This window comes from Nonomuraea sp. NPDC004354, assembly GCF_053602555.1.
Window position 1 is genome coordinate 397968 of sequence record NZ_JBSGDV010000003.1, and the last position, 21566, is coordinate 419533.

The following is a 21566-nucleotide window of genomic DNA, read 5'->3' on the forward strand; positions in this document are numbered from 1 at the left end:
GCGCTAAGCCTTCCCCGCGATCCCCGATCCGGGTCCGCGCCGCCCGGGTCCGCGCCGCCCTGGTGCGCGTCAGGAGCCGGGGTGGTAGGCGTGGGCGAGGTGCGCGTAGACGATGGTGTTGTCCCGGTAGCTGTGCGCCTTCCTGTCGAAGGCGCCACCGCACGTCACCAGCCGCAGCCCCGCGTACGTCACCTTGCCGAACACCTTCCTGCTCGGGAAGGCGCTCTTGGCCACCTGCTCGACCCGGTCGACCACGAAGATGGCCACCGACCGGTCGGCCCGCATCACCTGCACCTGGTCACCCGGCTTGATGGAGCGGAGGTTGGCGAACACCGCGGGGCCGGTGCGCGTGTCGAGGTGACCGGTGATGACCGCCGCGCCCCGCGCGCCCGGCACCGGCGCGTACCGGTACCAGCCCGCCACGTTGGGATGGTCGAGCGGCGGGTTCTCGATGGCGCCTCTGGCGTCGAGCCCGAGCTCCATGAGCGGGGCCGACACGCCGAGCTTGGGGATGTACACCGCCGTCGGCCTGGCGGCTCTCATGGGCGCGGCCACCCGGCCGACCAGCGCCTCGGGCGGCCCGGTCAGCGCCGGCGCGCCGACCTCGGGCAGCGCCGTGCCGGTCGTGGCGGACGCCGGCGCGCTCTCGGGCGCGCCGGCCATGCCGGTGATCCCGAACCAGATCAGCGCGAGCCCGGCGAGCGACACCAGCACGGCCCCCGCCATGATCGGCTTGTGCCCGGGCGGCCTAGCCACTCCGCCGTTCCGCGGCGCCGCGCCGTACGGCGAAGCCCGCGAGACCCGCGCCGGCCAGCAGGGCGGCGCCGCCCGCGGCGAAGGGCCACATCGGGTCGGCGGGAGCGAGCCCGCCCGCGCCGGTCTGCGGCGGCCCGTCGGGGATGCGGTGCTTGTCCTCGTCCGCCGGCTTCCACGGCGCCTCAGGCCGCGGCGGCTCGGCGGGGCCCGAGGACCAGGTCTCCTGGGGGGCGGGGCCGCTGGACCAGGTGTCCTGCGGCGCGGGAGCGTTCGACCAGGTGTCGCGGGGGACGGGGACGTCGGACCAGACGTCGTCGGGGACCGGCAGCTGCGGTGGCCGCACCTCGGGCTGCCACGGATCTCCCGGGTCGCCACCCTGGACCGGATCGTCCTCGCATGCCAGGACGAGCAGCTTGCAGTCGGCGGCCATGGCGGTGCCCACACCCGCCGCCATGGTCACGCCGCCGATGATGAAGGCCGTCACCGCTCCAGCGGCGGCGAGCCGTCGTGCTGATGCCAGAGCCATAGTCCGAGAGCCTCCCGAACTATTGGACCGGGCGTCAAGTAATGTGATTCAAGTGATACACGTCACTCGTCCCTGGCCTTGCTGGGCTGCACCCGCTTCGGCTCGCCGGGCATCTTGGGATAGTTCGGCGGGTACGGCAGGTCGCCGCGATCGTCCTTGGCGTACCAGTCCAGGAGCGTCTCGATCGAGTACGCGCGTTCGTCGATGTCGCGGTGCACGTCGCCGATCCGCGCGAAACGCTCGGGCATGGTCCTGATGTCGAAGTCGCCCGGCTCGGCGTCGGCCAGCTCGTCCCAGGTGAGCGGCGCGGAGACGGGCGCGTGCGGCTGGGCGCGCACCGCGTAGGCGCTGACGACGGTCCTGTCCCTGGCGTTCTGGTTGTAGTCGATGAACACCCGCTCGCCGCGCTCCTCCTTCCACCAGGCCGTCGTCACCAGGTCGGGGTCGCGCTCCTCGACCGCCCTGGCCAGCGCGATGCCCGCGTGCCGTACCTCGACGAAGTCCCAGCGGGGCTCGATCCTGACCGCGATGTGCACGCCCCTGTTGCCGGAGGTTTTCACGAAGCCGGTCAGGCCCGCCTCCGCCAGCACCTCGCGGGCCAGGAAGGCGGCCCGGCGGGCCGCGTCGAACCCGAGGCCGGGCTGCGGGTCGATGTCGATGCGCAGCTCGTCGGGGTGCTCGACGTCGTCGGCCCGCACCTGCCACGGGTGGAAGTCGATGGTGCCGAGGTTGGCGCAGTAGGCGATCGAGGCCACCTCGGTGACCCTGAGCGCGTCGGCCGTCCGCCCGCTCGGGAAGGTCACGGTGACCGTCCGCAGCCAGTCGGGGCGCTTGGCCGGCATCCGCTTCTGGTAGATGGCCTCGCTCTGGACGCCGTCGGGGTGCCGTTTCAGATGCGTCGGGCGGTCCCTGAGCGCCCGGAGCGCGCCCTCGCCCACGCTGATGTAGTACTCCACCAGTTCTCGCTTGGTGGCCCCGATGCCCGGGAAGTACACCTTGTCGGGATTGGTGACCTTGATGGTACGGTCCCCGGCCTGCAGTTCGATGAAGGGCGACGCCATGGGGCTGAACCTACCCCGAATCCCCGCATGACGCCCCTGACGGGGCCGACGAGCGAAGGAGTGGGTGGGTTCGTCCCGGAGCGCCGCGGTGGCGGGACCGGGCGCTCGACAGGACGAACCTGACGACCGCCCGCCTTCACGCCGTCCCGGACGCTGGCGCATCGTCCGGCCGGCCTCAACGGGCCGCCGGCGCGCAGTACGGGCATGCTGCGCAGCGGCGACGACCCCAGGCGAGCGGTCTCACCCCTCTAGGGAGGCGAAGTCACCCCCACATCGACAAAGACGCAGAAAGACCCCGGAATGGATGCTTCGCTCGAATGATTCTTCCTCCGCATAAGGTGGAGGGCATGAACAAGGTGGTCAAGAGCGAGGCCGAGTGGCGCGCGCAGCTCACCCCCGAGGAGTACCACGTCCTCCGGGAGGCGGGCACCGAGCGTCCGTTCACCGGTGAGTACGTCGACACCAAGACCGAGGGCGTCTACTCCTGCCGCGCCTGCGGCACCGAGCTGTTCAGGTCCGACGCGAAGTTCGAGTCGCACTGCGGGTGGCCGAGCTTCTTCGAACCGTCCCAGTCGAGCGCGGTCACGCTGATCGAGGACCACAGCCATGGGATGGTCCGCACCGAGGTGCGCTGCGCCACGTGCGACTCCCATCTCGGGCACGTCTTCCACGGCGAGGGCTACCCCACGCCCACGGACGACCGCTACTGCATCAACTCGATCTCGGTACGGCTCGAGCCCAAGGCGTAGCGTCAGCCGGGAGCGGGATGGGTGACGCGGCAGTCGCCGTCGTCGGGGCCGAGGACGTTGGCGAGGACGGGATTGCCGTTCTCCCCGAACTCGGCCTGGACGAAGACCACGGGCCGGTCCTCGCCGATCTCCCGCAGGTACTCCAGCCCCCGCTCGCAGAGCGTGATCGCCTGCTTGGAGTTGTGGGCCGACTCCGGCAGGTCGGTATAGATGCGCAGGTATCCCCCCACGCTGCGGATGTCCTTGAGCCGCTTGGCCGCCTTGTCGCCGCGGCCCCACCGCTTGTCGAAGTACTCGGCCGCCCGCTGGTCGGTGTGCTCGGACCTCTTCCGTCTGTCCGGTACGGCCGCGGGCGCCGCCCCGGACGAAGGGGCCCGGCTCGTCGGCTCGCCCACCCCTCCCACCGAGGCCGCCGCGGCGACCGGGGCGGAGGGAGCGACGGTCACCACCGTGCCTGCCGCCCGCTGGGCCCGCTCCCGCCCGAACATCCCGGCGCCGGCCGCCAGCGCGAGCGCCACCACCGCCGCCCCGGCGACCGCGCCCTCCAGCACCCGTAACCCGCGCGCTCTGCCGCGCCGCCGCCCGTGCCTGCCACGCCTGGAGCGTGCCAGGCCGCCGCCTTCAGCCACCCTTTGCCTCACAACGACAGGGGATTTGGCCTGATTATGACAGCGCAGGAGAGATCCGTCTCGGGAGATGGCGGATCCGCCGGGCGAGCGCCTCGACCCGTCAGGGCAGCGTCGCGATGAGCTCGCCCACCGGCTTGCGGACGCCGGTGTAGAACGGCACCTCGATCCGCGTGTGCCGCCTGGCCTCGGCGCCGCGCAGGTGGCGCATGAGGTCGACGATGCGGTGCAGTTCGTCGGCCTCGAAGGCGAGCATCCACTCGAAGTCGTTGAGGGCGAAGCAGGCCACCGTGTTGGACCTGACGTCCGGGTACTCGCGCGCCATCTTGCCGTGCTCGGCCAGCATCGAACGGCGCTCGGCGTCGTCGAGCAGGTACCACTCCAGCGACCGCACGAAGGGATAGACGCAGACGTACCCCCTCGGCTCCTCCTCGGCGAGGAAGGCGGGGATGTGCGACTTGTTGAACTCGGCGGGCCGGTGCAGCGCCATCGCCGACCACACCGGCTCGCTCAGCCGGCCCAGCGTGGTGCGGCGGAAGCGCGAGTAGGTGTCCTGCAGGTCCTCGGCCGTCGGCGCGTGCCACCAGAGCATGTAGTCGGCGTCGGCGCGGAAGCCGGCCACGTCGTAGCAGCCGCGCGTCACGACGTCCTTGCCGGCGGCCTGCTCGAGCAGTTCGTTGACCTCGTCGGCCATGCCCTCGCGGTTGCCAGGGCACTGCTCGGTGGCCTTGAACACCGACCACATCGTGTAGCGGATCACCTGGTTAAGGTCGCGGGCCTTGGGCCGCTGGGTCGTCCCCTCAGTCATGTGGTCATTCTCCCCTGCCACCCAGGTGGTCCAGAATCCGGGCCGCGGCCGTACGGGCGGTCGAGATGCACGCGGGCACGCCCACCCCGTCGTAGGCGGCGCCGCAGACGGCCAGCCCCGGCTCGACGGTCACGGCCGCGCGGACGCGGGCCACCCGGTCGAGGTGGCCGACGTTGTACTGCGGCAGCGATCCGCCCCACCTGGTCACGCGGGTGTCGAGCGGCAGCCCTCGCACGCCCGCGACCTCGCCCATCTCGGCCGTGGCGAGCGACACCAGCTCGGCGTCGTCGCGCTGGAGCAGCTGCTCCTCGCCGATGCGGCCGATGGAGCAGCGCACCACCACCACCGAGGGGTCGGACGCGGCCAGGTGCGGCCACTTGACCGAGCTGAACGTGGCCGCCTTCACGGGACGACCCTCGACCGGCGGCACCAGGTAGCCGCTGCCGGTGGGCGGCGAGGGGAAGGCGGCCAGCGGGTAGGCGAGAGTGACGATGGCCATGCTGGAGTACTCGATCCTGGACAGCTCGGCGGCGGCCTTCGGCACCTCGTCCTTCAGCAGCCGCGCGGCGGGGGTCGCCGGCGTGGCGAGGATCACCGCGTCCGCCTCGACGATCTCCGGCCGCGGGACCGGGCCCGTGACCAGGCGCCAGCCGTCCTGCGTGCGCCGCAGTTCCCTGACGGTCACGCCGGTCCTGATGTCGGCGCCGGAGGCCTTGGCCACGGCCTCCGGCAGGCTGCCGAGCCCGCCGCGCAGGCCGGCGAAGACGGGGCCGGCGTCCTTCGGCGTCTCCTGCACGATGTCCCTGACCGCGCCCAGCAGCGACCGCTCCGAGCGCGCGGCGGCGGCGATGCGCGGCATCGTCGCCTCCAGCGAGAGCATGTCGGACCGGCCCGCGTAGACGCCGCCGAGCAGCGGCTCGATCAGCCGGTCGACGACCTCCGAGCCCATCCGCGCCCGGACGTAGGCGGCGACGGACACGTCGGTGCGCACCAGCGTGGCGGGCAGCACCTGGTCGAGCGGCACCCGCAGCAGCCCGCCGGGCGAGACGATGCCCGACCTGGCCAGCTCGGTCAGGTCGCCGGGCACCCCCATGACCTGGCCCTTGGGCATCGCCCGCAGGACGCCCCTGGAGTAGATGCTCGCCTGGGTGGTGCCGGGGTGGACCAGGTCGGCGCCCAGTCCGACCGCCCGAGCCAGCTCGGTGCCCTCCGGCCGCCTGGCCAGCATCGACTCGGCGCCCTCGTCCACGGCGATGCCCGCCACCTCGGAGGCGTACAGCTTGCCGCCGATCCTGGGGCTGCCCTCGAGCACGGTCACCCTCACCCGGCCGGCGCCGCCCTGGCTGAGGAACCACGCCGCGGCCAGCCCTGAGATGCCGCCGCCGACGATCACTACATGCCGCTGATTCCCTTCCACGTCTCCTGACGGTACCGCCTCACCCCGCCGCCTCGCCGAGCCGGTAGGAGCTGACGGCGAACGGCCGTCCGTTCCCGCTCTCGACGCGCTCGCCGACCTTGCTCAACGCCGGATCCCGGTCGAGGAATCCGTGCAGCCGGCGCGCCTCAGGCCACGGATGCGTGACGACCAGCGTGCCCCTCGGCGCCAGGAAGGAGCGCAGCCGTCCGCAGGCGAGCCGCAGCCGTTCCTCCCTGCCCACGTAGTAGAGCGTCTCGGCGCAGAAGACCAGGTCGAAGCGGCCTCCGGGATCCTGGTTGAGGAAGTCGAGCGCGACGAAGGCGGCTCTGCCCTCCGCCCTGGCCGTGGCCCTCTCGACGGCGCGGTCGGAGACGTCCACGCCGACCACGTCCGCCGCGGGGTAGGCGGCGGCGGCCCGCAGCGTGAAGGTGCCCTCGCTGCAGCCGACGTCCAGGATCCTGCCGAACTCGCCGGCGCCGACGTGCCGGAGGGTGGCGTCGTACTTGGCCGCCTCGTAGGGGTCGACGGCGTGCCGCCACGGATCGGGGTTGCGGTGGAACCAGTCGAAGTAACGCTGCAGGAAACGACCCTGCCCGCGCGCGGGCAACAGCGACATCGTGCGAAAGAAGGTCCTGTGCAGCCTGTCAGGAAGCGTCCGCATGATTCCAGCCTGCGCGACGCGGCGCCGCGATGATCGTCCGCGAGGACGATTTCTCTCTGGTACCGCGGTCGTGCCGTGATCGGGTGGAATGCCGAACGTGACGCCTTCGTGACGGCAGCTCCCGTACCGGATCCGTCTCACGGATATGAGCAGAATTCGGTACGGCATGGCGTTAACGGCGGCGTGCGCCGTGCTCGTCCTGTCCGGCTGCGGCGGCGGGAACTCCGCCGCCCGCAACGACTCCGGGGGCACGGCGCCGGCGGCCGCGCCTGCCGCGCAGGCCGAGACGGCGGGCACCGGGCGGAGCACGGTCTCCGGCGAGTCCGCCAAGAAGGTCACGATAGCGCCCGAGCAGCGCTCGATCATCTACGTGTCGGAGATGACGGTCCGCGCCGGCGACGTCACCAAGGCGGCCGAGCAGGCCAAGCAGCTCGTCACGGCGGCGGGCGGCTACCTGTCCAGCGAGGAGTCCGACGCCTTCGACGGCGGCGACGGCAGCTCCACGCTGGTCTTCAAGATCCCGCCGGCGGCCTACCAGGGGCTGCTCGACCGGATGGGCAAGCTGCTCGGCAAGCGGGAGTCGCTGCGGCAGAACACCACGGACGTGACCGAGGAGGTCGCCGACGTCGCCAGCCGGCTGAAGTCGGCCGAGCAGGCGCTGGCCGCCATGCGCACGCTGCTCACCAGGGCCGACACCGTCGGGCAGGTGATCGAGGTCGAGCGGGAGATCGCCACCCGCGAGGCCGAGCTGGAGTCGCTGCAGGCCAGGCAGAAGGCGCTGGCCGCACAGGTGTCGACGGCGACGCTGACGTTGCGGCTGATCGGGCCCGTGACGCCGGTGGCGGAGCCGTCGGAGGAGCCCGCGGGCTTCCTCGGCGGTCTGCGGGCCGGCTGGTCGGCGCTGGTCGGCTTCGTGCAGATCGCGCTGACCGTGGTCGGCGTGCTGCTGCCGTGGCTCGTGGCGATGCTTCCGGTGGCCGTCGTCATCCTGCTCCTGGTACGGCGGGGCCGGGCCCGCCGTCCGGTGTCCCGGACCGGGCCCGCCGCTCCCCCGGTGCCCGCGGCCCACGGCGGGCCGCGCGACCCGCAGGCGTCCGGCGAACGGCCGCACCACCCTCGGCCCGGCGACGACCAGCCCCCGGCCCAGCAGGCCCAGGCTGACCCGCGGCCCGACGACGCACCGGCCCAGCCGAACCCGCGGCGCCCCCGGACCGGCGACGCGCCACCCCCGCCCTAGACGGCGCCGCGACCGGGCCCGCGGAGACCGAATCCGCACCGGTCGGGCCCCTCGGTGATCGGCACTGGGCGACCCGGCACTGGGCGATCGGACCCACAGCGATCGGGTCTGCGGAGACCGGGCCCTCAACGATCGGCCCCCCTGGCGACCGCGGCCCCTTGGCGACTGGGCCCTCAGTGATCGGGCCGCCGGTGGCCGGGGGTCCGGTCCGGTCAGGCGGATTCGGGGGTGAAGGAGTGGACCAGGTCGGTGAGCCTGCGCAGCTGGTCGGGGTCGGTCGAGGGCAGCACGCCGTGGCCGAGGTTGAACACGTGGCCCTCGGCGGCCCGCCCGCGCTCCAGGATCTGCCGAGCCTTGCGCTCGACGGCCTCCCACGGGGCCAGCAGGATGGCGGGGTCGAGGTTGCCCTGCAGCGCCTTGCCGGGGCCGACGCGGCGCGCGGCCTCGTCGAGCGGCACCCGCCAGTCGACGCCCACCACGTCGGGCCCGGCCTCGCCGAGCACGCCGAGCAGTTCGCCGGTGCCCACGCCGAAGTGGATGCGCGGCACCTCGGAGACCGCCGTGAAGATCCGCCGGGTGTAGGGCAGGACCAGCTCGCGGTAGTCGTCGGGCGCGACCGCGCCCACCCAGGAGTCGAACAGCTGGACCGCGGAGGCGCCCGCCCTGATCTGGATCCGCAGGTGCTCGATGACGATGCCGGTCAGCCGGTCCATGAGCGCGTGCCACAGCGCGGGCTCGCCGTACATCATGGCCTTGGTGTGGTCGTGGTTCTTGGACGGCCCGCCCTCGATCAGGTACGAGGCGAGCGTGAAGGGCGCGCCGGCGAAGCCGATGAGCGGGGTGCCGCCCAGCTCGCCCACCAGGGCCTCGATCGACTCGGTGACGTACGGCACGTCGCCGGGCTCCAGGGGGCGCAGCGCCGCCAGGCCCGCGCGGTCGCGGATGGGGTCGGCGACGACCGGGCCGACGCCGGGCTTGATGTCGAGGTCGACGCCGATGGCCTTGAGCGGGACGACGATGTCGCTGAAGAAGATGGCCGCGTCGACGCCGTAGCGGCGGACCGGCTGCAGGGTGATCTCGACGATCAGGTCGGGACGCGCGCACGCGGTCAGCATCGGCACGCCCTCGCGCACCTTGAGGTATTCGGGCAGGGACCGCCCGGCCTGGCGCATGTACCACACCGGGGTGTGCGGGACGGGCTGGCGGCGGCAGGCGCGCAGGAAGGCGGAGTCGGCGAGATTCACCATTCAAGGGTGCCATGGGCCGGTGGCGGTCGCTCCATCGGCGCTAATCGGAAACATACGCATGCAACCGCTAAAGTCACGATCAGGAGTCGAACATGAGGTTTAGCGCAGTTCATCCCATTAGCGAGGGCCTGCCACCCTCACCCGGCTCCGCCATCGGCGCCACCCCGGTACAGTTCCTGTCACGATCTCCCCTTAATCCCCTCCTGACTGGACCAAATGTTCGCCAATCCACCGCGCGTCATCGAATACCGCCCGACTTTCGTGACACGCCGAGCGCGTTGCGCGGAATTGTCAGCGTGGCATGCCAACGTCGGAGCCACGTCCGCGAAGAAAGGCTCCGTACCGATGACCGCGTTGTGGAGTTCCCCCGAGCGCCGCAGTGAGCACTGCCCGTCCTGCGCACGCGAGCGGCTGTTCGAGCAGCCGCCGTGCCCGGACGAGCATGAGGTGTGCCCGGAGTGGGCCTGCCTGGAGTGCGGTCATGCGCTGCTCGTCGCTCCCTTCGATCTGGCCGTCCCCCACGCGCGCCCGCTGACGGTCGCGGCTTGATCGGCACCGATGAGCACCCCCGTGGTCCCCATGCGACCCTCCTCGACCTACGCTTCGGCTATGACCTTCGGTGACGCGCCGCCGGCCCCCGCCGCCTTCAGCCGGGCGGCCGAGAGCCTGCGCGCGGCCGAGGTCAGGCCGGAGATCGAGCTGGAGGACCTGCCCGCCCCGCAGCGGCTGGCGCCGTATTCCGCGGCCATCGGCGCGTCGGTCTACCGCGAGGACGAGGAACTGGCGGTCGGCAGGCTTATCCTGCTGTACGACCCCGACGGGCAGCGCGGGTGGGAGGGGCAGTTCCGCCTGGTCGCCTACGTCAGGGCCGACATGGAGCCGGAGATCACCTCCGATCCGCTGCTGGGGCCCGTGGTGTGGAGCTGGCTGACCGAGGCGCTCGACGCCCACGCGGCGGGCTACCACGCGGCGGGCGGCACGGTGACCCGCGCGGTCTCCGAGGGTTTCGGCGACAAGGCCGACGCCCCCGTCTCCACGGAGCTGGAGCTGCGGGCGTCGTGGTCGCCCGCCGAGGAGGAGCTCTCCGGCCACGTCGCCGCCTGGTGCGATCTGATGTGCCTGGCGGCCGGCATTCCACCGCTACCACCTGACGTGGCCACGATGCCGCGCCGACGCGAAGATCCGGAGTCCACCAGGCCGTGACCGAACGTAGTGAGGGCACCAGCAGGCGCAGCGAGCAGCCTCCCGAGGCCGCAGGAGGAGACCTCCTGAGCCAGGACAACACCGTCGTCCCCCTTCTCGAGCCGCGGGAGGGCATCCCGCCCGTCATCGGCTCGGAGGAGGAGCTGGCCAGGGCGGTGGAGGAGTTCGCCAAGGGCAGCGGCCCCGTGGCGGTCGACGCCGAGCGCGCCTCGGGCTACCGCTACGGCGGCCGGGCCTACCTGGTGCAGCTGCGCCGGGCGGGTGCGGGCAGCGCGCTGATCGACCCGATCGCCTGTCCCGACCTGTCGAAGCTCGACGCGGCGGTGGCCGACGCGGAGATCGTGCTGCACGCCGCCTCGCAGGACCTGCCGTGCCTGACCGAGGTCGGGTTCAGGCCGCGGCGGATGTTCGACACAGAGCTGGCGGGGCGGCTCCTCGGCTACGAGCGGGTGGGTCTCGGCACGATGGTCGAGACCGTGCTGGGGCTGCGCCTGGAGAAGGGCCACTCGGCGGCAGACTGGTCGACCAGGCCGCTGCCGGAAGACTGGCTGCGCTACGCGGCGCTCGACGTCGAGGTGCTGGTCGAGCTGCGTGACGTGCTCCACGGCCAGCTCGTCGACAGCGGCAAGCTGGCGTGGGCCGAGGAGGAGTTCGCCGCGGTGCTGGCCACCCCGCCGCCGGCGCCGCGTTCCGACCCGTGGCGGCGCACCTCCGGCATCCACAAGGTGCGCAACGTCAGGGCGCTGGCGATCGTGCGCGAGCTGTGGACCATGCGCGACCGTATCGCCCGTGAGGGTGACATCGCCCCGGGCAGGGTGCTGCCCGACGCGGCCATCGTCACCGCGGCGCTGGAGATGCCGCGCACTAAGAAGGCGCTGACCGACATCACCGCCTTCACCGGCCGGGCCGCCCGCCGCCACATGAGCGACTGGCTCGACGCGGTCCACCGCGCCCGCGCGCTGTCCGATTCGGAGCTGCCGTCGCCCAGCATGCCGGGCGACGGCCCGCCGCCCGCCAACCGCTGGCCCGACCGCGACCCCGCGGCCGCCAAGCGGCTGGCCGCGGCCCGCTCGGTGGTGGCCGCCCTGGCCGACGAGCACCGCATGCCGACGGAGAACCTCCTGCAGCCCGACGCGGTGCGCCGGCTCACCTGGGAGCCGCCGGAGGAGATCAGCGAGCAGGCGGTCGCCGAGCGGCTGCGCTCGCTGGGCGCCCGCGAGTGGCAGGTCGTGCTCGTCTCCCGCCCGCTGGCTAAGGCGCTCGACCGCCTGGCGACCAAGGGCGCCGTGTAAGCCTGGCGACCAAGGTCGCCGTCTGAGCACCTGGCCACCAAGGGCGCCGTGCAAGGCGCCTGACGACAAGGACGCGTGCAAGCCGCTTGACGGCCCGGCTCCGGCCGCCGTACGGTCATCTGGAAAGCGCTTTCCCTGAGGAGAGGTCACATGAGCGTGCGCACGATCAGTGTCGCGATGAACGGCGTCACCGGCCGGATGGGCTACCGCCAGCACCTGGTGCGGTCGGTCCTGGCCATCAACGAGCAGGGCGGCGTGACCCTCTCCGACGGCGGCAGGGTCGTGCTGCGGCCGATCCTGGTGGGCCGCAACGAGGCCAAGCTCGCCGACCTGGCCGCCCGGCACGGCATCGCCGACCACACCACCGACCTCGACGCCGCCCTCCGGGAGGCCGACGTCTACTTCGACGCCCAGGTCACGCAGGCCCGGGTCAAGTCGGTGCTGAAGGCGATCGAGGCGGGCAAGCACATCTACGCCGAGAAGCCCACCGCCGAGTCCTACGCGGAGGCGGTGGCGCTCGCCGAGGCGGCCGCCGCCAAGGGCGTGAAGAACGGGGTCGTGCAGGACAAGCTGTTCCTGCCGGGCCTGCTCAAGCTGAAGCGGCTGATCGACGGCGGGTTCTTCGGCCGCATCCTGTCGGTGCGCGGCGAGTTCGGCTACTGGGTCTTCGAGGGCGACTGGCAGAGCGCCCAGCGGCCCTCCTGGAACTACCGCGCCCAGGACGGCGGCGGCATCATCCTGGACATGTTCCCGCACTGGAACTACGTGCTGGAGAACCTGTTCGGCACGGTCGAGTCGGTCTACGCCAGAGCGGCCACGCACATCCCGACCCGGGTGGACGAGCGGGGCGAGCCGTACGAGGCGACGGCCGACGACGCGGCCTACGCCGTCTTCGAGCTGGCCGGCGGCGTCATCGCGCAGATCAACTCCTCCTGGACGGTCCGCGTCAACCGCGACGAACTGGTGGAGTTCCAGGTGGACGGCACGCACGGCAGCGCCGTCGCGGGCCTGCGCAACTGCCGCGTCCAGAGCCGCGCCACCACCCCGAAGCCGGTCTGGAATCCCGACCTGCCCGTCACGGCGCGCTTCCGCGACGACTGGCAGGAGGTGCCCGACAACGCCGACTTCGACAACGGCTTCAAGATCCAGTGGGAGCTGTTCGTCCGGCACGTCGTGGAGGACGCGCCCTTCCCCTACGACTTCGCCTCCGGCGCCCGCGGCGTACGGCTGGCCGAGCTCGGGCTGCGCAGCTCGGCCGAGGGCCGCAGGATGGCGGTGGCGGAGCTGTGAGGATCGACCTGCCCGGCGGGAGCCACACGCTGAGCGATCCCGTCACCTGGCCGGCCGTCGACGGGCCCGCCACGAGCCGCGTCGTCTACGCGGCCGCCCACGTGGTCGCCGACCCGCTGGGCGACAACACCCCTGGCTCCCCCGCGGCGGTCGACTGGGAGGCCACGCTGCGCTTCCGGCACCACCTGTGGTCGCACGGCCTGCGCGTCGCCGACGCCATGGACACCGCCCAGCGCAACATGGGCCTGGACTGGGCGGCCACCCGGGAGCTGATCAGGCGCAGCGCCGCCGAGGCCGCCACCGTCGGGGACCCGGCCGAGCTGGTGGCCTGCGGCGCCGGCACCGACCACGCGCCCGCCGCGGCCACCCTGGACGAGGTCGTCGCCGCCTACACCGAGCAGATCGAGACCGTCCAGGCCGCGGGCGCGCGCGTGATCGTGATGGCCTCGCGCCAGCTCGCCCGCCTCGCCACCGGGCCCGCCGACTACCACCGGGTGTACGGCAAGCTGTTCGGCGTGGCCGACCGGCCGGTGATCCTCCACTGGCTGGGCGAGATGTTCGACCCGCAGCTGGCCGGGTACTGGGGCGCGCGCGACGTCGCCGGGGCCACCGCGTCCTTCCTCGAGCTGGTCCACGCGCACGCCGCGATGGTCGACGGGGTCAAGGTGTCGCTGCTGGACGAGGCGCACGAGGTGGCGCTGCGCGCCGCGCTGCCGCCCGGCGTCAAGCTCTACACCGGCGACGACTTCAACTACCCGTCGCTGATCAGGACCGGTTCCCACGCGCTGCTGGGCATCTTCGACGCGATCGCGCCCGCGGCGGCCGCCGCGCTGCAGGTGCTCGACGCCGCCGAGGCCGCCTGCACCGACGAGGCCCGCGACCGGCTGCTGGCGCACTACGACGAGATCCTCGCCCCGACCGTCCCGCTGTCGCGCAAGATCTTCGAGACGCCGACGTACCACTACAAGACCGGCATCGTCTTCCTGGCCTGGCTCAACGGCCACCAGGACGCCTTCACCATGGTCAACGGCGCCCAGGCGGCCAGGTCGCTGCCGCACCTGTGCGAGGTGTTCAGGCTGGCCGACCGGGCGGGGCTGCTGGCCGACCAGGAGCTCGCCGTACGGCGGATGCGGGCCCTGCTGGCGGTGAACGGGCTGTGAAGCTCTCTCTCAACCAGTGGACCACCAGGCGGTGGACGGTGGCCGAGGCCGTCGACGGGTGCGTACGGCACGGCGTCGAGGCCATCGGGCTGTGGCGGCAGGAGGTGGCGGCGCAGGGGCTGGCCGAGACGGTCAAGCGGGTCACCGGCGCCGGGCTCCGTGTCTCGTCGCTGTGCAGGGGCGGCTTCCTGACCAGCGGCTCGCCGGAATCCCTCGACGACAACCGGCGGGCCGTCGACGAGGCCGCCGAGCTGGGCGCGGCCTGCCTGGTGATGGTCGTCGGCGGCCTGCCCGGCGTCCCCGCCGGCCGGCCGCCCGCCGAGGGGTTCTCCCGGGACCTGGCGGGGGCGCGGCAGCGGGTGGCCGAGGCGCTGTCCGTGCTGGCCCCCTACGCGGGCGAGCGCGGGGTGCGGCTGGCGCTGGAGCCGCTGCACCCGATGTACTGCGCGGACCGGGCGGTGCTGTCCACGCTGGGCCAGGCGCTCGACCTGGCCGAGCCGTACCCGGTGGAGCAGGTGGGGGTGGTGGTCGACACCTTCCACGTGTGGTGGGACCCGGCGGTCTTCGTGCAGATCGCGCGGGCGGGGTCGCGGATCGCCTCCTACCAGGTGTGCGACTTCCTGCAGCCGTTGCCCGCCGACGTGCTGCTCGGCAGGGCGATGATGGGCGACGGGGTGATCGACTTCGCGCCGCTCACCCGGGCGGTGCGGGCGGCCGGCTACACGGGGGACGTGGAGGTGGAGATCTTCAACGCCGACGTCTGGGCGGCCGACCCCGACACGGTGGTGTCCACGATGAAGGAGCGCTTCGCCTCCGTCGTCCTCGCGCCCTGATCGACGGCGGGCACCCTCCCTGACCGGAGGCGGAGGTCCGCCGCGGCCGGGGAGACCGCGGACAGCGGGGATGCCGGGAACGCCCGGGAGCCTGGGGAGGCCGGGGAGGCCGGGGTCAGTCGATCGAGATGACGCCCGCCGAGCCGTCCACGGTGATCGTCTGCCCGGTGACGATCCGGTGGGTTGCCTCGGCCACGCCCACCACCGCGGGGATCCCGTACTCCCTGGCGACCACCGCGCCGTGCGACATCGAGCCGCCCATCTCCATGACCAGCCCGCCCGCCGTCAGGAACAGCGGCGTCCACCCCGGGTCGGTGGAGGGGGCGACCAGGATCTCGCCGGGCTCCAGGTGCGCGCCGACCGGGTCGAGCACCACCCTGGCGGGCCCGGTGACCGTGCCGGCCGAGGCCGGGGTGCCGGTCAGCGCGCCCTCCTCGGCGACCGCCGGTACGGCAAGCGCCTCCGGCTCGGTGCCGTCGGACAGCAGCATCCTGGGCACGTGGCGGCGGCGCACCTCCTGCTCGTAGGCGGCCCGCCGCTCGGCCACCAGCGCGGCCCGTGACCCGCCGGACAGCGCCTGGCGGACCTCGCGGAAGTCGAGGAAGTAGATGTCGTCGGCGGCCTCGAGCACGCCCTTGGCCACCAGTTCCTCCCCCACCACGCGCATGCTGCGCCGTACCGTGGCCAGGACCTCGACCATGTAGTACTTCGGCAGCTCGCGCAGGCCGCCGAACATCCTGGTCCGGCGCAGCCCGGCCGCCGCCAGCCGGCCCCGCAACCGGCCCTTGGCCGCCGCCATGGACACGATGGCGCGCACGGCGCGCTCGGCCTCCTCCGCTCCCCTGGCGAACATCTCGTCGGGCGCGAGGCCGCCGTCCTCGAGCCGGAGATAGTTGGCCAGCACGCCGAGGATGTGCGCCGGCTCGTCGGACCAGCGGGGCATGCCGAGGTCGATCTCGGCGACGCCGCGCTGGCCGTAGCGGGCCAGGAAGCGTTCGATCAGCCGTTGCGCCTTCAGCTCACCGCGCGCGAAGCGGGCCGCCAGCTCGCCGACCGGCAGGGTCCGGAACGGCGCGGCCGCCTCGGGATCGGCGCCGATGCCCGTGGCCAGCCGCCACAGCTCCAGGTCCATCTCGGTGGTCGGGTTGTGCGGCAGGCTGCGCAGGACGGCCTGCAACTGGTCGCCCTTCGCGCCGGAGAGCCTGCCCGCCAGGCCGAACCCCGCGTAACCCAGGAGCGCCACCGGCATGATCGAGAAGATCATCGGGAACGTGCCGCGCAGGCAGCGCTCGGCGTGGTCGAGCCGCTGCTCGGCGGTGGCGCCGGGGTCGACGCGCAGGCGCGCCTCCAGCGCCTTGCCGAGCCGCCTGGTGTAGGCGAGCGCCGCCTCGGGCCTGGCCAGCGCCAGCGCCACCCGCCGGTGCGCGCCGACGCGCCTGGCCACCCGCAGCGCCGCACGGACGAACGGGAGCGGGGAGGTGGTGGTCACCGACAGCCGCGGATCCTCGGCGACCTGGGCGAAGACCACCCCCGCGCGGGCCTCGCCGAACGCCAGCGCCCTGGGCAGGACGGCCCGCCCCATCCTGCTGCGCACGGCGGCGGTGATGTCGAGGAACATCCGCTGTCCCGCTTCGGCCGCGATCGGCGCCCCGGCCAGCGGGTCGGCGGGCGGGAAGCCCGCCATGGCGGTGGCTCCCCCGCTGATCAGCCTGAACGCGGCCATGCCCATCGGCGTGAAGGGGCGCATCACGCCCTGCGCGACGTTGACGGAGAAGTAGACCCGCAGGCCCTGCCTGGTGGTGGCGGGCAGCGGGTACAGCGTGGTGATGGGCCTGGCCTGGGTGAGCCAGAGGGCGCCGGTGGCGTCGATCGCCCACTCGGTGTCCTGCGGCGCCCCGTAGTGGTCCTCCACCCTGCGCCCGAGCGCGGCCAGGTCGCGCACCTGCCGGTCGGTGAGACACGCCTCCCGCGTGCCGTCCAGGTCGGCGCGCTCGGTGCCGCCGCCGGGCAGCGGGCGGATCGACACCCGCTTGTCGCCGATCCCGCGCTCGGTGATCCGGCCGCCTGCCATGTCGACGACGAACCTGTCGGGGTTGACCGCGCCCGACACCACCGCCTCGCCCAGGCCGGGGGCCGCGTCGATGACCGCCTCGTGGCGGCGGCCCGTCACCGGGTTGGCCGTGAACATCACGCCGGCCACCTCGGCGGCGACCATCCGCTGCAGCACCACCGCGAGCCGGACGGCCGCGTGGTCGATCCCGTTGGCCGCCCGGTAGGCCACCGCCCGGTCCGTCCACAGCGAGGCCCAGCAGCGGCGGACCGCGTCGCGCACCGCCTCGGGGCCCACGACGTTGAGGTAGGTGTCCTGCTGGCCGGCGAAGCTGGCGTACGGCAGGTCCTCGGCCGTCGCCGACGACCGCACGGCCACGGGCACCCGGTCGCCGAGGCGCGCGTAGGAGTCGTCGACCGCCTCGCGCACCTCCTCGGGAACCGGCGCCTCGAGGAGCAGCGCCCTGGCCCTGCCCGCCAGCTCGGCGAGCCGGGCGGCGTCGGCGGGCTCGGTGGTGGCCAGCTCGGCGATGACGTCCTTCAGCGCGGTGCCCTCCGCGACCCGGTGGTAGGCCTCGGTGGTCAGGCAGCAGCCGGGCGGCACGGGGAGACCAGCGGCGGTCATCTCGCCCAGGTTGGCGGCCTTACCGCCGACCTGGGCCAGCATGCCCGCGTCGATGTCCGCGAACGGGAGGGCGAGTGGTTCGCGTGCGGTCTTCATCCGGTGTTCCCCTTGCGGTCGGCTGTACTTCTCATCCCTGTTTGCCAGCAGTGTGCATCGCGGAGAGCGGCGATGGAATGCCTTTCTGTGAAAAAATTCATCAAGTGATGAACTTCTCTCTCGGCCGACTACCTGGGACGGCGAGCCAGAACGTTCCGGACGTCAGGCGGACCCGAGGTCTTCCGGGGTGTACGGCAGGCCGGCCCGAGGCGTTCCAGGGCGTACGTCAGGCGAGCCCGAGGTCTTCCGAGAGGTACGGCAGGCCGGCCCGAGGCGCTCCAGGGCGTACGGCAGGCGGGACCGGCCTGGGCGCTGGGATCCCGGCAGCGTCGGACGACGCCAGCACGCGACCGACCTGCGGATGGCGATGACTGGGCGGGCGACGACGAGCGATCGGCGGAGAGCAGCCGACCGGAGCAGCCGGCCCAGGCGCGGCCGACCGGGGCGGCTAACCGAGGCACGACCAACCGGGACACGGCCAACCGGGGCGCGGCCAACGGCAAGCGGCTGGCGGGCGAGTGGCCGGAGAGGGGCGGCGGCCGGCGGTGGGCGGTCGGCGGGTGCCGGATCCGGTGGCGGCGGGCGTCGGGGTCGGTCTTGCGCCGCGCACCTGACCCCCTGGCGCGGCCGCCCTGAGGCGTTCGACGCGGTCCGGCGCCGGAGCGGTCGAGCCGACGGGAACCGCAGGCGTGAGGGAGCGCGGGAGGAGGCGAGGAACGGCCCGAGGGTCGAGGGGCCGCGAGTCGCGGACGGCTATGCATGGAGAACGGGACCGCAGGAGCGGCCGGGCCAGGGAAAGCGGCCGGGCCAGGGAAAGCGGCCGGGCCAGGGAAAGCAGGGGCCGAAGGAGACGGCCGGGCCCGCGGAAAGGAGTGGACAGGATGGGCGAGGGCCGACCGGGGCGATGGAGACGACGGGAGTCGCGGGCGGGAGACACGTCAGGGCAGCCCCGGTGGGAGATACGACAGGGCGGCCCCCGCTGGTGGGAGAACGCGACGAGGTGGCCCTGTGGGTGGAGACGCGACAGGGTGGCCCCGCCGGTGGGAGACGCGACAGGGCGGCCCCCGCCGGTGGGAGACGCGCCGGGGTGGCCCTGTGGGTGGGAGACACGACGTGGTGGCCCCCCGGTGGGAGATGCCTGGGAGCGAGGACGGACGGGGTCAGGGGAGGGGGTGGCCGTCGAGGTTCCAGGCGGGGTCGACGGGGATGCCGAGGCGCGACAGGACCGTCGGGGCGATGTCGACCAGGCGGGGGGCGCGCACCGGCCGCGTCGGGCGGTCGAGCTCGCACAGGACCACGAAGGTGGTGCGCTCCTCGTCGGAGACGCCGCCGTGCCCGCCGGAGTCGACGTGCCCGTGGTCGGTGGTGACGATCACGGTCCACCGTTCGCCCGGGTAGCTCGCGCGGCTCCTGACCGCGGCGAGCAGCCGGCCGAGGAAGGCGTCCTGCAGCAGCAGGGCGTCGGTGTACTCCTGGCACAGCGGCCCGAGGTCGTGGGCGACCTCGTCGGTGTCGCCGAAGTAGACGAAGGCCAGGTCGGGGTCCTGCGCCGCCAGGTGCCGGGCGGCCGCGTCGGCGACGCGGGCGTCGCAGGCGGCGAAGGTGTCGGCGTAGCCGTCGAGCGCGATCCGCACGTCGATGGCCTCGCCGAACGCGCCGTGCTCGGCGAGCGCGGCCCACGAGAAGATCGCGTAGGTGGACAGGTCGGGGCGGGCTACCTTCGCCCGCGTGAGGAAGTCCGGATATTTCGTGAAGTTGGCGGCGGCGAAGCTGTTGTCCACCACGCCGTGCTTGTCGGGCCACACGCCCGTCGCGATCGACGACCAGCCGGGCCCGGAGTCCGTCCTGGCCGTGACGCCCGCCCGGCTGCCGGGCACCACCTCGCCCGGCGACCCGGTGCGCGGCGCGACGGCCTCGCCGTACGGGAGCAGGGCGGTGCCGTGGGTTCCCGCCGCCATCAGCCCGAGCAGCACCGGCGGCCTGATGGCCGGCACGCGGTCGAACCTGAGCCCGTCCATCCCGACGACGAGCACCTTGGCCGTCGGCGTCACGCCGCGGCCGGGGCGGAGAAGCGGCGCACCCAGTCGGCCGCGCCGGGCAGGATGTCCTGCACCGGGGCGACCTGCGGGTACCAGGTGCGCTCCCACTCCAGCGAGACCCACCCGTCGTAGCCGTGCGCGCGTAGCAGCTCACCCGCCGCGTCGAGCGGCACCGCGCCCGACCACAGCGGGACGGGGGTGGTGTCGGTCGCGGACACGGCGTCCTTCACCTGGACGTAGGCCAGGTACGGCGCCAGCGCCCCGAGCGTCTCGTCGAGGGGTTCGCCGTGCCGCCAGGGATGCAGCAGGTCCCACAGCGCGACCGCGGCGTCGGGCCGTCCCGTGGCCGACAGCAGCGCGGCGACGGCGGCGCCCGTCGGCATCTTGTCGTGCGTCTCGACGAACACGCGCACGCCGAGCGCGGCGGCGGTGTCGGCGACGGCCCGCAGGCGGCGGGCGCCGACGGCGGGGTCGTCGCCGCGCGGGAAGACCCGCACGCCCGGCGCGCCCAGGTCGGCGGCGAGCCGGAGGTCGGCCAGCAGGTCGCCGACGACGATGTCGTCGGCGGGTGCGGGATCACAGATGCCGACATATCCCGCCAGGGCGGCGATGGACAGGCCCGCGTCGGCGATCTTCTCGCGCGCCGCGGCACGATCGGCGGGGGGCAGCCCCGCGTGCACGCCCGTGTCGGGGTGCAGCCGCAGCTCCAGCCCTTGACAGCCGCCCGCGGCGGCGACCGCGATCGCCGACTCCAGGCCCTCTCCCGGCATTCCCAGCGTGCTGACCGCCAGCTTCACTCGTGCCTCCGTACGCTCTGTCTGAGAACCACCTCGCCGGCGACCCGCTCCACGCGGGTCCGCTCGCCGGCCTCCAGCGCCAGGGTCAGCGCCTTCGCCCCCATGTCGGCCAGCGGCAGCCGTACCGTGGTCAGGGCGGGGACGTGGTCGCGAAGGGTCGTGATGTCGTCGAACCCGGCCACCGACACGTCGTCGGGCACCCGGATCCCGCGCTCGCGGTAGGAGGCGAGCGCGCCGACCGCCATCACGTCGTTGACGGCGAACACGCACGTGGCGTCGCCGGTCTCGCGCGCGGCCGCGTGGCCGCCGTCGCGGTCGAAGGCGCCGTGGATCACCAGGGGCGCGGGCAGACCGAGGGCGGCCAGTGCGTCGGTGAAGCCCGCGCACCTGTCGGCGGCCGTCAGCAGCCCGGCGGGCCCGGCCAGGACGGCGAAGCGGCTGTGGCCGAGCGCCGCCAGCGAACGGGCCAGGTCGGCGGCGCCCTCCCGGTTGGCGGGCGCGACGGTGTCGACCTCGAGCAGGTCCTGGCCGACGCAGGCCACCCTGCCGCCGCCGGCACGGTAGCGGGCGACCTCCTCGCGCAGCCGCCGGGTGACATGGGGGTCGTCGACCCGCGAGCCGGCCAGCAGCACCGCCCGCACCCGCTGGGCGTTCAGCGAGGCGACGTAGGCGATCTCCTGTTCCGGGTCGCGGTGCGTGGCGCCGACCATGACCAGCAGTCCCTGGTCGGCGGCCACCCGCATGGCGCCGTCGGCCAGCGCGGCGAAGTAGGGGTCGGTGAGGTCGTGCACGACGATGCCGATGACGTTGCTCGCGCCGCGCGCCAGCGTCTGGGCCGCCAGGTTGGGGCGGTAGCCCAGCTCGACCGCGGCCCGCTCGACCTTCGCGCGCAGGGAGGCGCCGACCTGGCGGGTGCTGCCGTTCAGCACGCGCGAGGCGGTGGCGAGGGAGACGCCCGCCTGCTTGGCGACGTCCTCGAGCGTGACCATGACCCCTCCCGGAAAGCGATTTCCAGTCTGTCAGACCGGCGGCCTTCGCGCGATGGTACGGCAACGACGCCGCGGCCGCCCTCCCAGGGGAAGGCGGCCGCGGTC

At 73.4% G+C, this 21566-nt stretch carries 20 protein-coding genes; 8 read left to right on the forward strand and 12 right to left on the reverse strand.

The annotated features are described in order from the left end of the window. Window positions 1-69: 69 nt before the first annotated feature. The 3 genes from ACWENQ_RS12580 to ligD all read right to left on the reverse strand — a co-directional run bounded on the left by ACWENQ_RS12580 (window position 70) and on the right by ligD (window position 2343). Window positions 70-756: a class F sortase gene (locus ACWENQ_RS12580; RefSeq protein WP_452414160.1), complete on the reverse strand. Its 687-nt coding sequence runs from the start codon at window positions 754-756 to the stop codon at window positions 70-72. Continuing rightward, a complete protein-coding gene (locus tag ACWENQ_RS12585; protein WP_452414161.1) occupies window positions 749-1282 on the reverse strand; it encodes a hypothetical protein in 534 nt (177 codons plus the stop codon). Before ACWENQ_RS12585 ends, ACWENQ_RS12580 begins: the two co-directional genes overlap by 8 nt. A 62-nt stretch (window positions 1283-1344) precedes the next feature. Then, on the reverse strand, window positions 1345-2343 hold the full coding sequence (gene ligD, locus ACWENQ_RS12590; RefSeq protein WP_452414163.1) for a non-homologous end-joining DNA ligase: 999 nt from the start codon (window positions 2341-2343) through the stop codon (window positions 1345-1347). 347 nt (window positions 2344-2690) lie between these two features. Here ligD and msrB point away from each other — a divergent pair, with 347 nt between their 5' ends. Beyond that, a complete protein-coding gene (msrB, locus tag ACWENQ_RS12595) occupies window positions 2691-3092 on the forward strand; it encodes a peptide-methionine (R)-S-oxide reductase MsrB (RefSeq protein ID WP_354904354.1) in 402 nt (133 codons plus the stop codon). A gap of 2 nt (window positions 3093-3094) precedes the next feature. Here the strand turns inward: msrB and ACWENQ_RS12600 are convergent, their stop codons facing one another. The 4 genes from ACWENQ_RS12600 to ACWENQ_RS12615 all read right to left on the reverse strand — a co-directional run bounded on the left by ACWENQ_RS12600 (window position 3095) and on the right by ACWENQ_RS12615 (window position 6604). After that, window positions 3095-3733, reverse strand: coding sequence for a hypothetical protein (locus tag ACWENQ_RS12600; RefSeq protein ID WP_449924288.1), 639 nt, complete (start codon window positions 3731-3733; stop codon window positions 3095-3097). Between the two features lie 88 nt (window positions 3734-3821). Further along, entirely contained in the window at window positions 3822-4526 is a 705-nt protein-coding gene (gene hemQ / locus ACWENQ_RS12605; protein ID WP_449924291.1) for a hydrogen peroxide-dependent heme synthase, read from the reverse strand. A gap of 4 nt (window positions 4527-4530) precedes the next feature. Then, entirely contained in the window at window positions 4531-5943 is a 1413-nt protein-coding gene (gene hemG, locus ACWENQ_RS12610) for a protoporphyrinogen oxidase (RefSeq protein WP_452414164.1), read from the reverse strand. 19 nt (window positions 5944-5962) lie between these two features. After that, window positions 5963-6604: a class I SAM-dependent methyltransferase gene (locus ACWENQ_RS12615; RefSeq protein WP_452414166.1), complete on the reverse strand. Its 642-nt coding sequence runs from the start codon at window positions 6602-6604 to the stop codon at window positions 5963-5965. A 145-nt stretch (window positions 6605-6749) separates the two neighbouring features. On the opposite strand from ACWENQ_RS12615, the gene ACWENQ_RS12620 reads away from it, so the two are divergent. Beyond that, window positions 6750-7841 (forward strand): DUF4349 domain-containing protein, encoded by a 1092-nt coding sequence (locus ACWENQ_RS12620; RefSeq protein ID WP_452414168.1) that lies wholly within the window; start codon window positions 6750-6752, stop codon window positions 7839-7841. Between the two features lie 212 nt (window positions 7842-8053). Here the strand turns inward: ACWENQ_RS12620 and hemE are convergent, their stop codons facing one another. Beyond that, window positions 8054-9085: a uroporphyrinogen decarboxylase gene (gene hemE, locus ACWENQ_RS12625; protein ID WP_452414170.1), complete on the reverse strand. Its 1032-nt coding sequence runs from the start codon at window positions 9083-9085 to the stop codon at window positions 8054-8056. Between the two features lie 348 nt (window positions 9086-9433). On the opposite strand from hemE, the gene ACWENQ_RS12630 reads away from it, so the two are divergent. The 6 genes from ACWENQ_RS12630 (at window position 9434) to ACWENQ_RS12655 (ending at window position 14866) form a co-directional block, all read left to right on the forward strand. After that, on the forward strand, window positions 9434-9637 hold the full coding sequence (locus ACWENQ_RS12630) for a hypothetical protein (protein WP_452414171.1): 204 nt from the start codon (window positions 9434-9436) through the stop codon (window positions 9635-9637). Between the two features lie 60 nt (window positions 9638-9697). Next, window positions 9698-10291, forward strand: coding sequence for a DUF3000 domain-containing protein (locus ACWENQ_RS12635; protein ID WP_354904375.1), 594 nt, complete (start codon window positions 9698-9700; stop codon window positions 10289-10291). A 65-nt stretch (window positions 10292-10356) separates the two neighbouring features. Then, on the forward strand, window positions 10357-11583 hold the full coding sequence (locus ACWENQ_RS12640; protein WP_449924929.1) for an HRDC domain-containing protein: 1227 nt from the start codon (window positions 10357-10359) through the stop codon (window positions 11581-11583). 150 nt (window positions 11584-11733) lie between these two features. Continuing rightward, window positions 11734-12873 carry a Gfo/Idh/MocA family protein gene (locus ACWENQ_RS12645; protein WP_354904378.1) on the forward strand — a complete coding sequence of 380 codons (1140 nt, stop codon included), beginning with the start codon at window positions 11734-11736 and terminating at the stop codon, window positions 12871-12873. After that, window positions 12870-14033, forward strand: a complete 1164-nt coding sequence (locus ACWENQ_RS12650) for a dihydrodipicolinate synthase family protein (RefSeq protein ID WP_449924313.1) — start codon at window positions 12870-12872, stop codon at window positions 14031-14033. The genes ACWENQ_RS12645 and ACWENQ_RS12650 overlap by 4 nt, the downstream gene beginning before the upstream one ends. Then, on the forward strand, window positions 14030-14866 hold the full coding sequence (locus ACWENQ_RS12655) for a sugar phosphate isomerase/epimerase family protein (protein ID WP_452414173.1): 837 nt from the start codon (window positions 14030-14032) through the stop codon (window positions 14864-14866). The genes ACWENQ_RS12650 and ACWENQ_RS12655 overlap by 4 nt, the downstream gene beginning before the upstream one ends. Window positions 14867-14981: 115 nt before the next feature. Here the strand turns inward: ACWENQ_RS12655 and ACWENQ_RS12660 are convergent, their stop codons facing one another. The 4 genes from ACWENQ_RS12660 to ACWENQ_RS12675 all read right to left on the reverse strand — a co-directional run bounded on the left by ACWENQ_RS12660 (window position 14982) and on the right by ACWENQ_RS12675 (window position 21461). Then, window positions 14982-17636 carry a PEP/pyruvate-binding domain-containing protein gene (locus ACWENQ_RS12660; RefSeq protein WP_452414175.1) on the reverse strand — a complete coding sequence of 885 codons (2655 nt, stop codon included), beginning with the start codon at window positions 17634-17636 and terminating at the stop codon, window positions 14982-14984. A 1160-nt stretch (window positions 17637-18796) separates the two neighbouring features. Beyond that, entirely contained in the window at window positions 18797-19687 is an 891-nt protein-coding gene (locus ACWENQ_RS12665; protein WP_452414177.1) for an alkaline phosphatase family protein, read from the reverse strand. Further along, the gene (locus ACWENQ_RS12670; protein ID WP_452414179.1) at window positions 19684-20472 is read right to left on the reverse strand and encodes a sugar phosphate isomerase/epimerase family protein; all 789 of its coding nucleotides are present in this window, start codon (window positions 20470-20472) and stop codon (window positions 19684-19686) included. Before ACWENQ_RS12670 ends, ACWENQ_RS12665 begins: the two co-directional genes overlap by 4 nt. Further along, window positions 20469-21461 (reverse strand): LacI family DNA-binding transcriptional regulator, encoded by a 993-nt coding sequence (locus ACWENQ_RS12675; RefSeq protein WP_452414181.1) that lies wholly within the window; start codon window positions 21459-21461, stop codon window positions 20469-20471. The genes ACWENQ_RS12670 and ACWENQ_RS12675 overlap by 4 nt, the downstream gene beginning before the upstream one ends. Between the last annotated feature and the right edge of the window lie 105 nt (window positions 21462-21566).

What these genes read in the sequence shown, in the direction of transcription:
- ACWENQ_RS12630 (WP_452414171.1), top strand. Translation starts at nt 9,434, where the DNA reads ATGACCGCGTTGTGGAGTTCCCCCGAGCGCCGCAGTGAGCACTGCCCG.
- ACWENQ_RS12615 (WP_452414166.1), bottom strand. Translation starts at nt 6,604, where the DNA reads ATGCGGACGCTTCCTGACAGGCTGCACAGGACCTTCTTTCGCACGATG.
- ACWENQ_RS12660 (WP_452414175.1), bottom strand. Translation starts at nt 17,636, where the DNA reads ATGAAGACCGCACGCGAACCACTCGCCCTCCCGTTCGCGGACATCGAC.
- ACWENQ_RS12675 (WP_452414181.1), bottom strand. Translation starts at nt 21,461, where the DNA reads ATGGTCACGCTCGAGGACGTCGCCAAGCAGGCGGGCGTCTCCCTCGCC.
- msrB (WP_354904354.1), top strand. Translation starts at nt 2,691, where the DNA reads ATGAACAAGGTGGTCAAGAGCGAGGCCGAGTGGCGCGCGCAGCTCACC.
- ligD (WP_452414163.1), bottom strand. Translation starts at nt 2,343, where the DNA reads ATGGCGTCGCCCTTCATCGAACTGCAGGCCGGGGACCGTACCATCAAG.
- ACWENQ_RS12620 (WP_452414168.1), top strand. Translation starts at nt 6,750, where the DNA reads ATGAGCAGAATTCGGTACGGCATGGCGTTAACGGCGGCGTGCGCCGTG.
- hemQ (WP_449924291.1), bottom strand. Translation starts at nt 4,526, where the DNA reads ATGACTGAGGGGACGACCCAGCGGCCCAAGGCCCGCGACCTTAACCAG.
- ACWENQ_RS12645 (WP_354904378.1), top strand. Translation starts at nt 11,734, where the DNA reads ATGAGCGTGCGCACGATCAGTGTCGCGATGAACGGCGTCACCGGCCGG.
- ACWENQ_RS12635 (WP_354904375.1), top strand. Translation starts at nt 9,698, where the DNA reads ATGACCTTCGGTGACGCGCCGCCGGCCCCCGCCGCCTTCAGCCGGGCG.
- ACWENQ_RS12585 (WP_452414161.1), bottom strand. Translation starts at nt 1,282, where the DNA reads ATGGCTCTGGCATCAGCACGACGGCTCGCCGCCGCTGGAGCGGTGACG.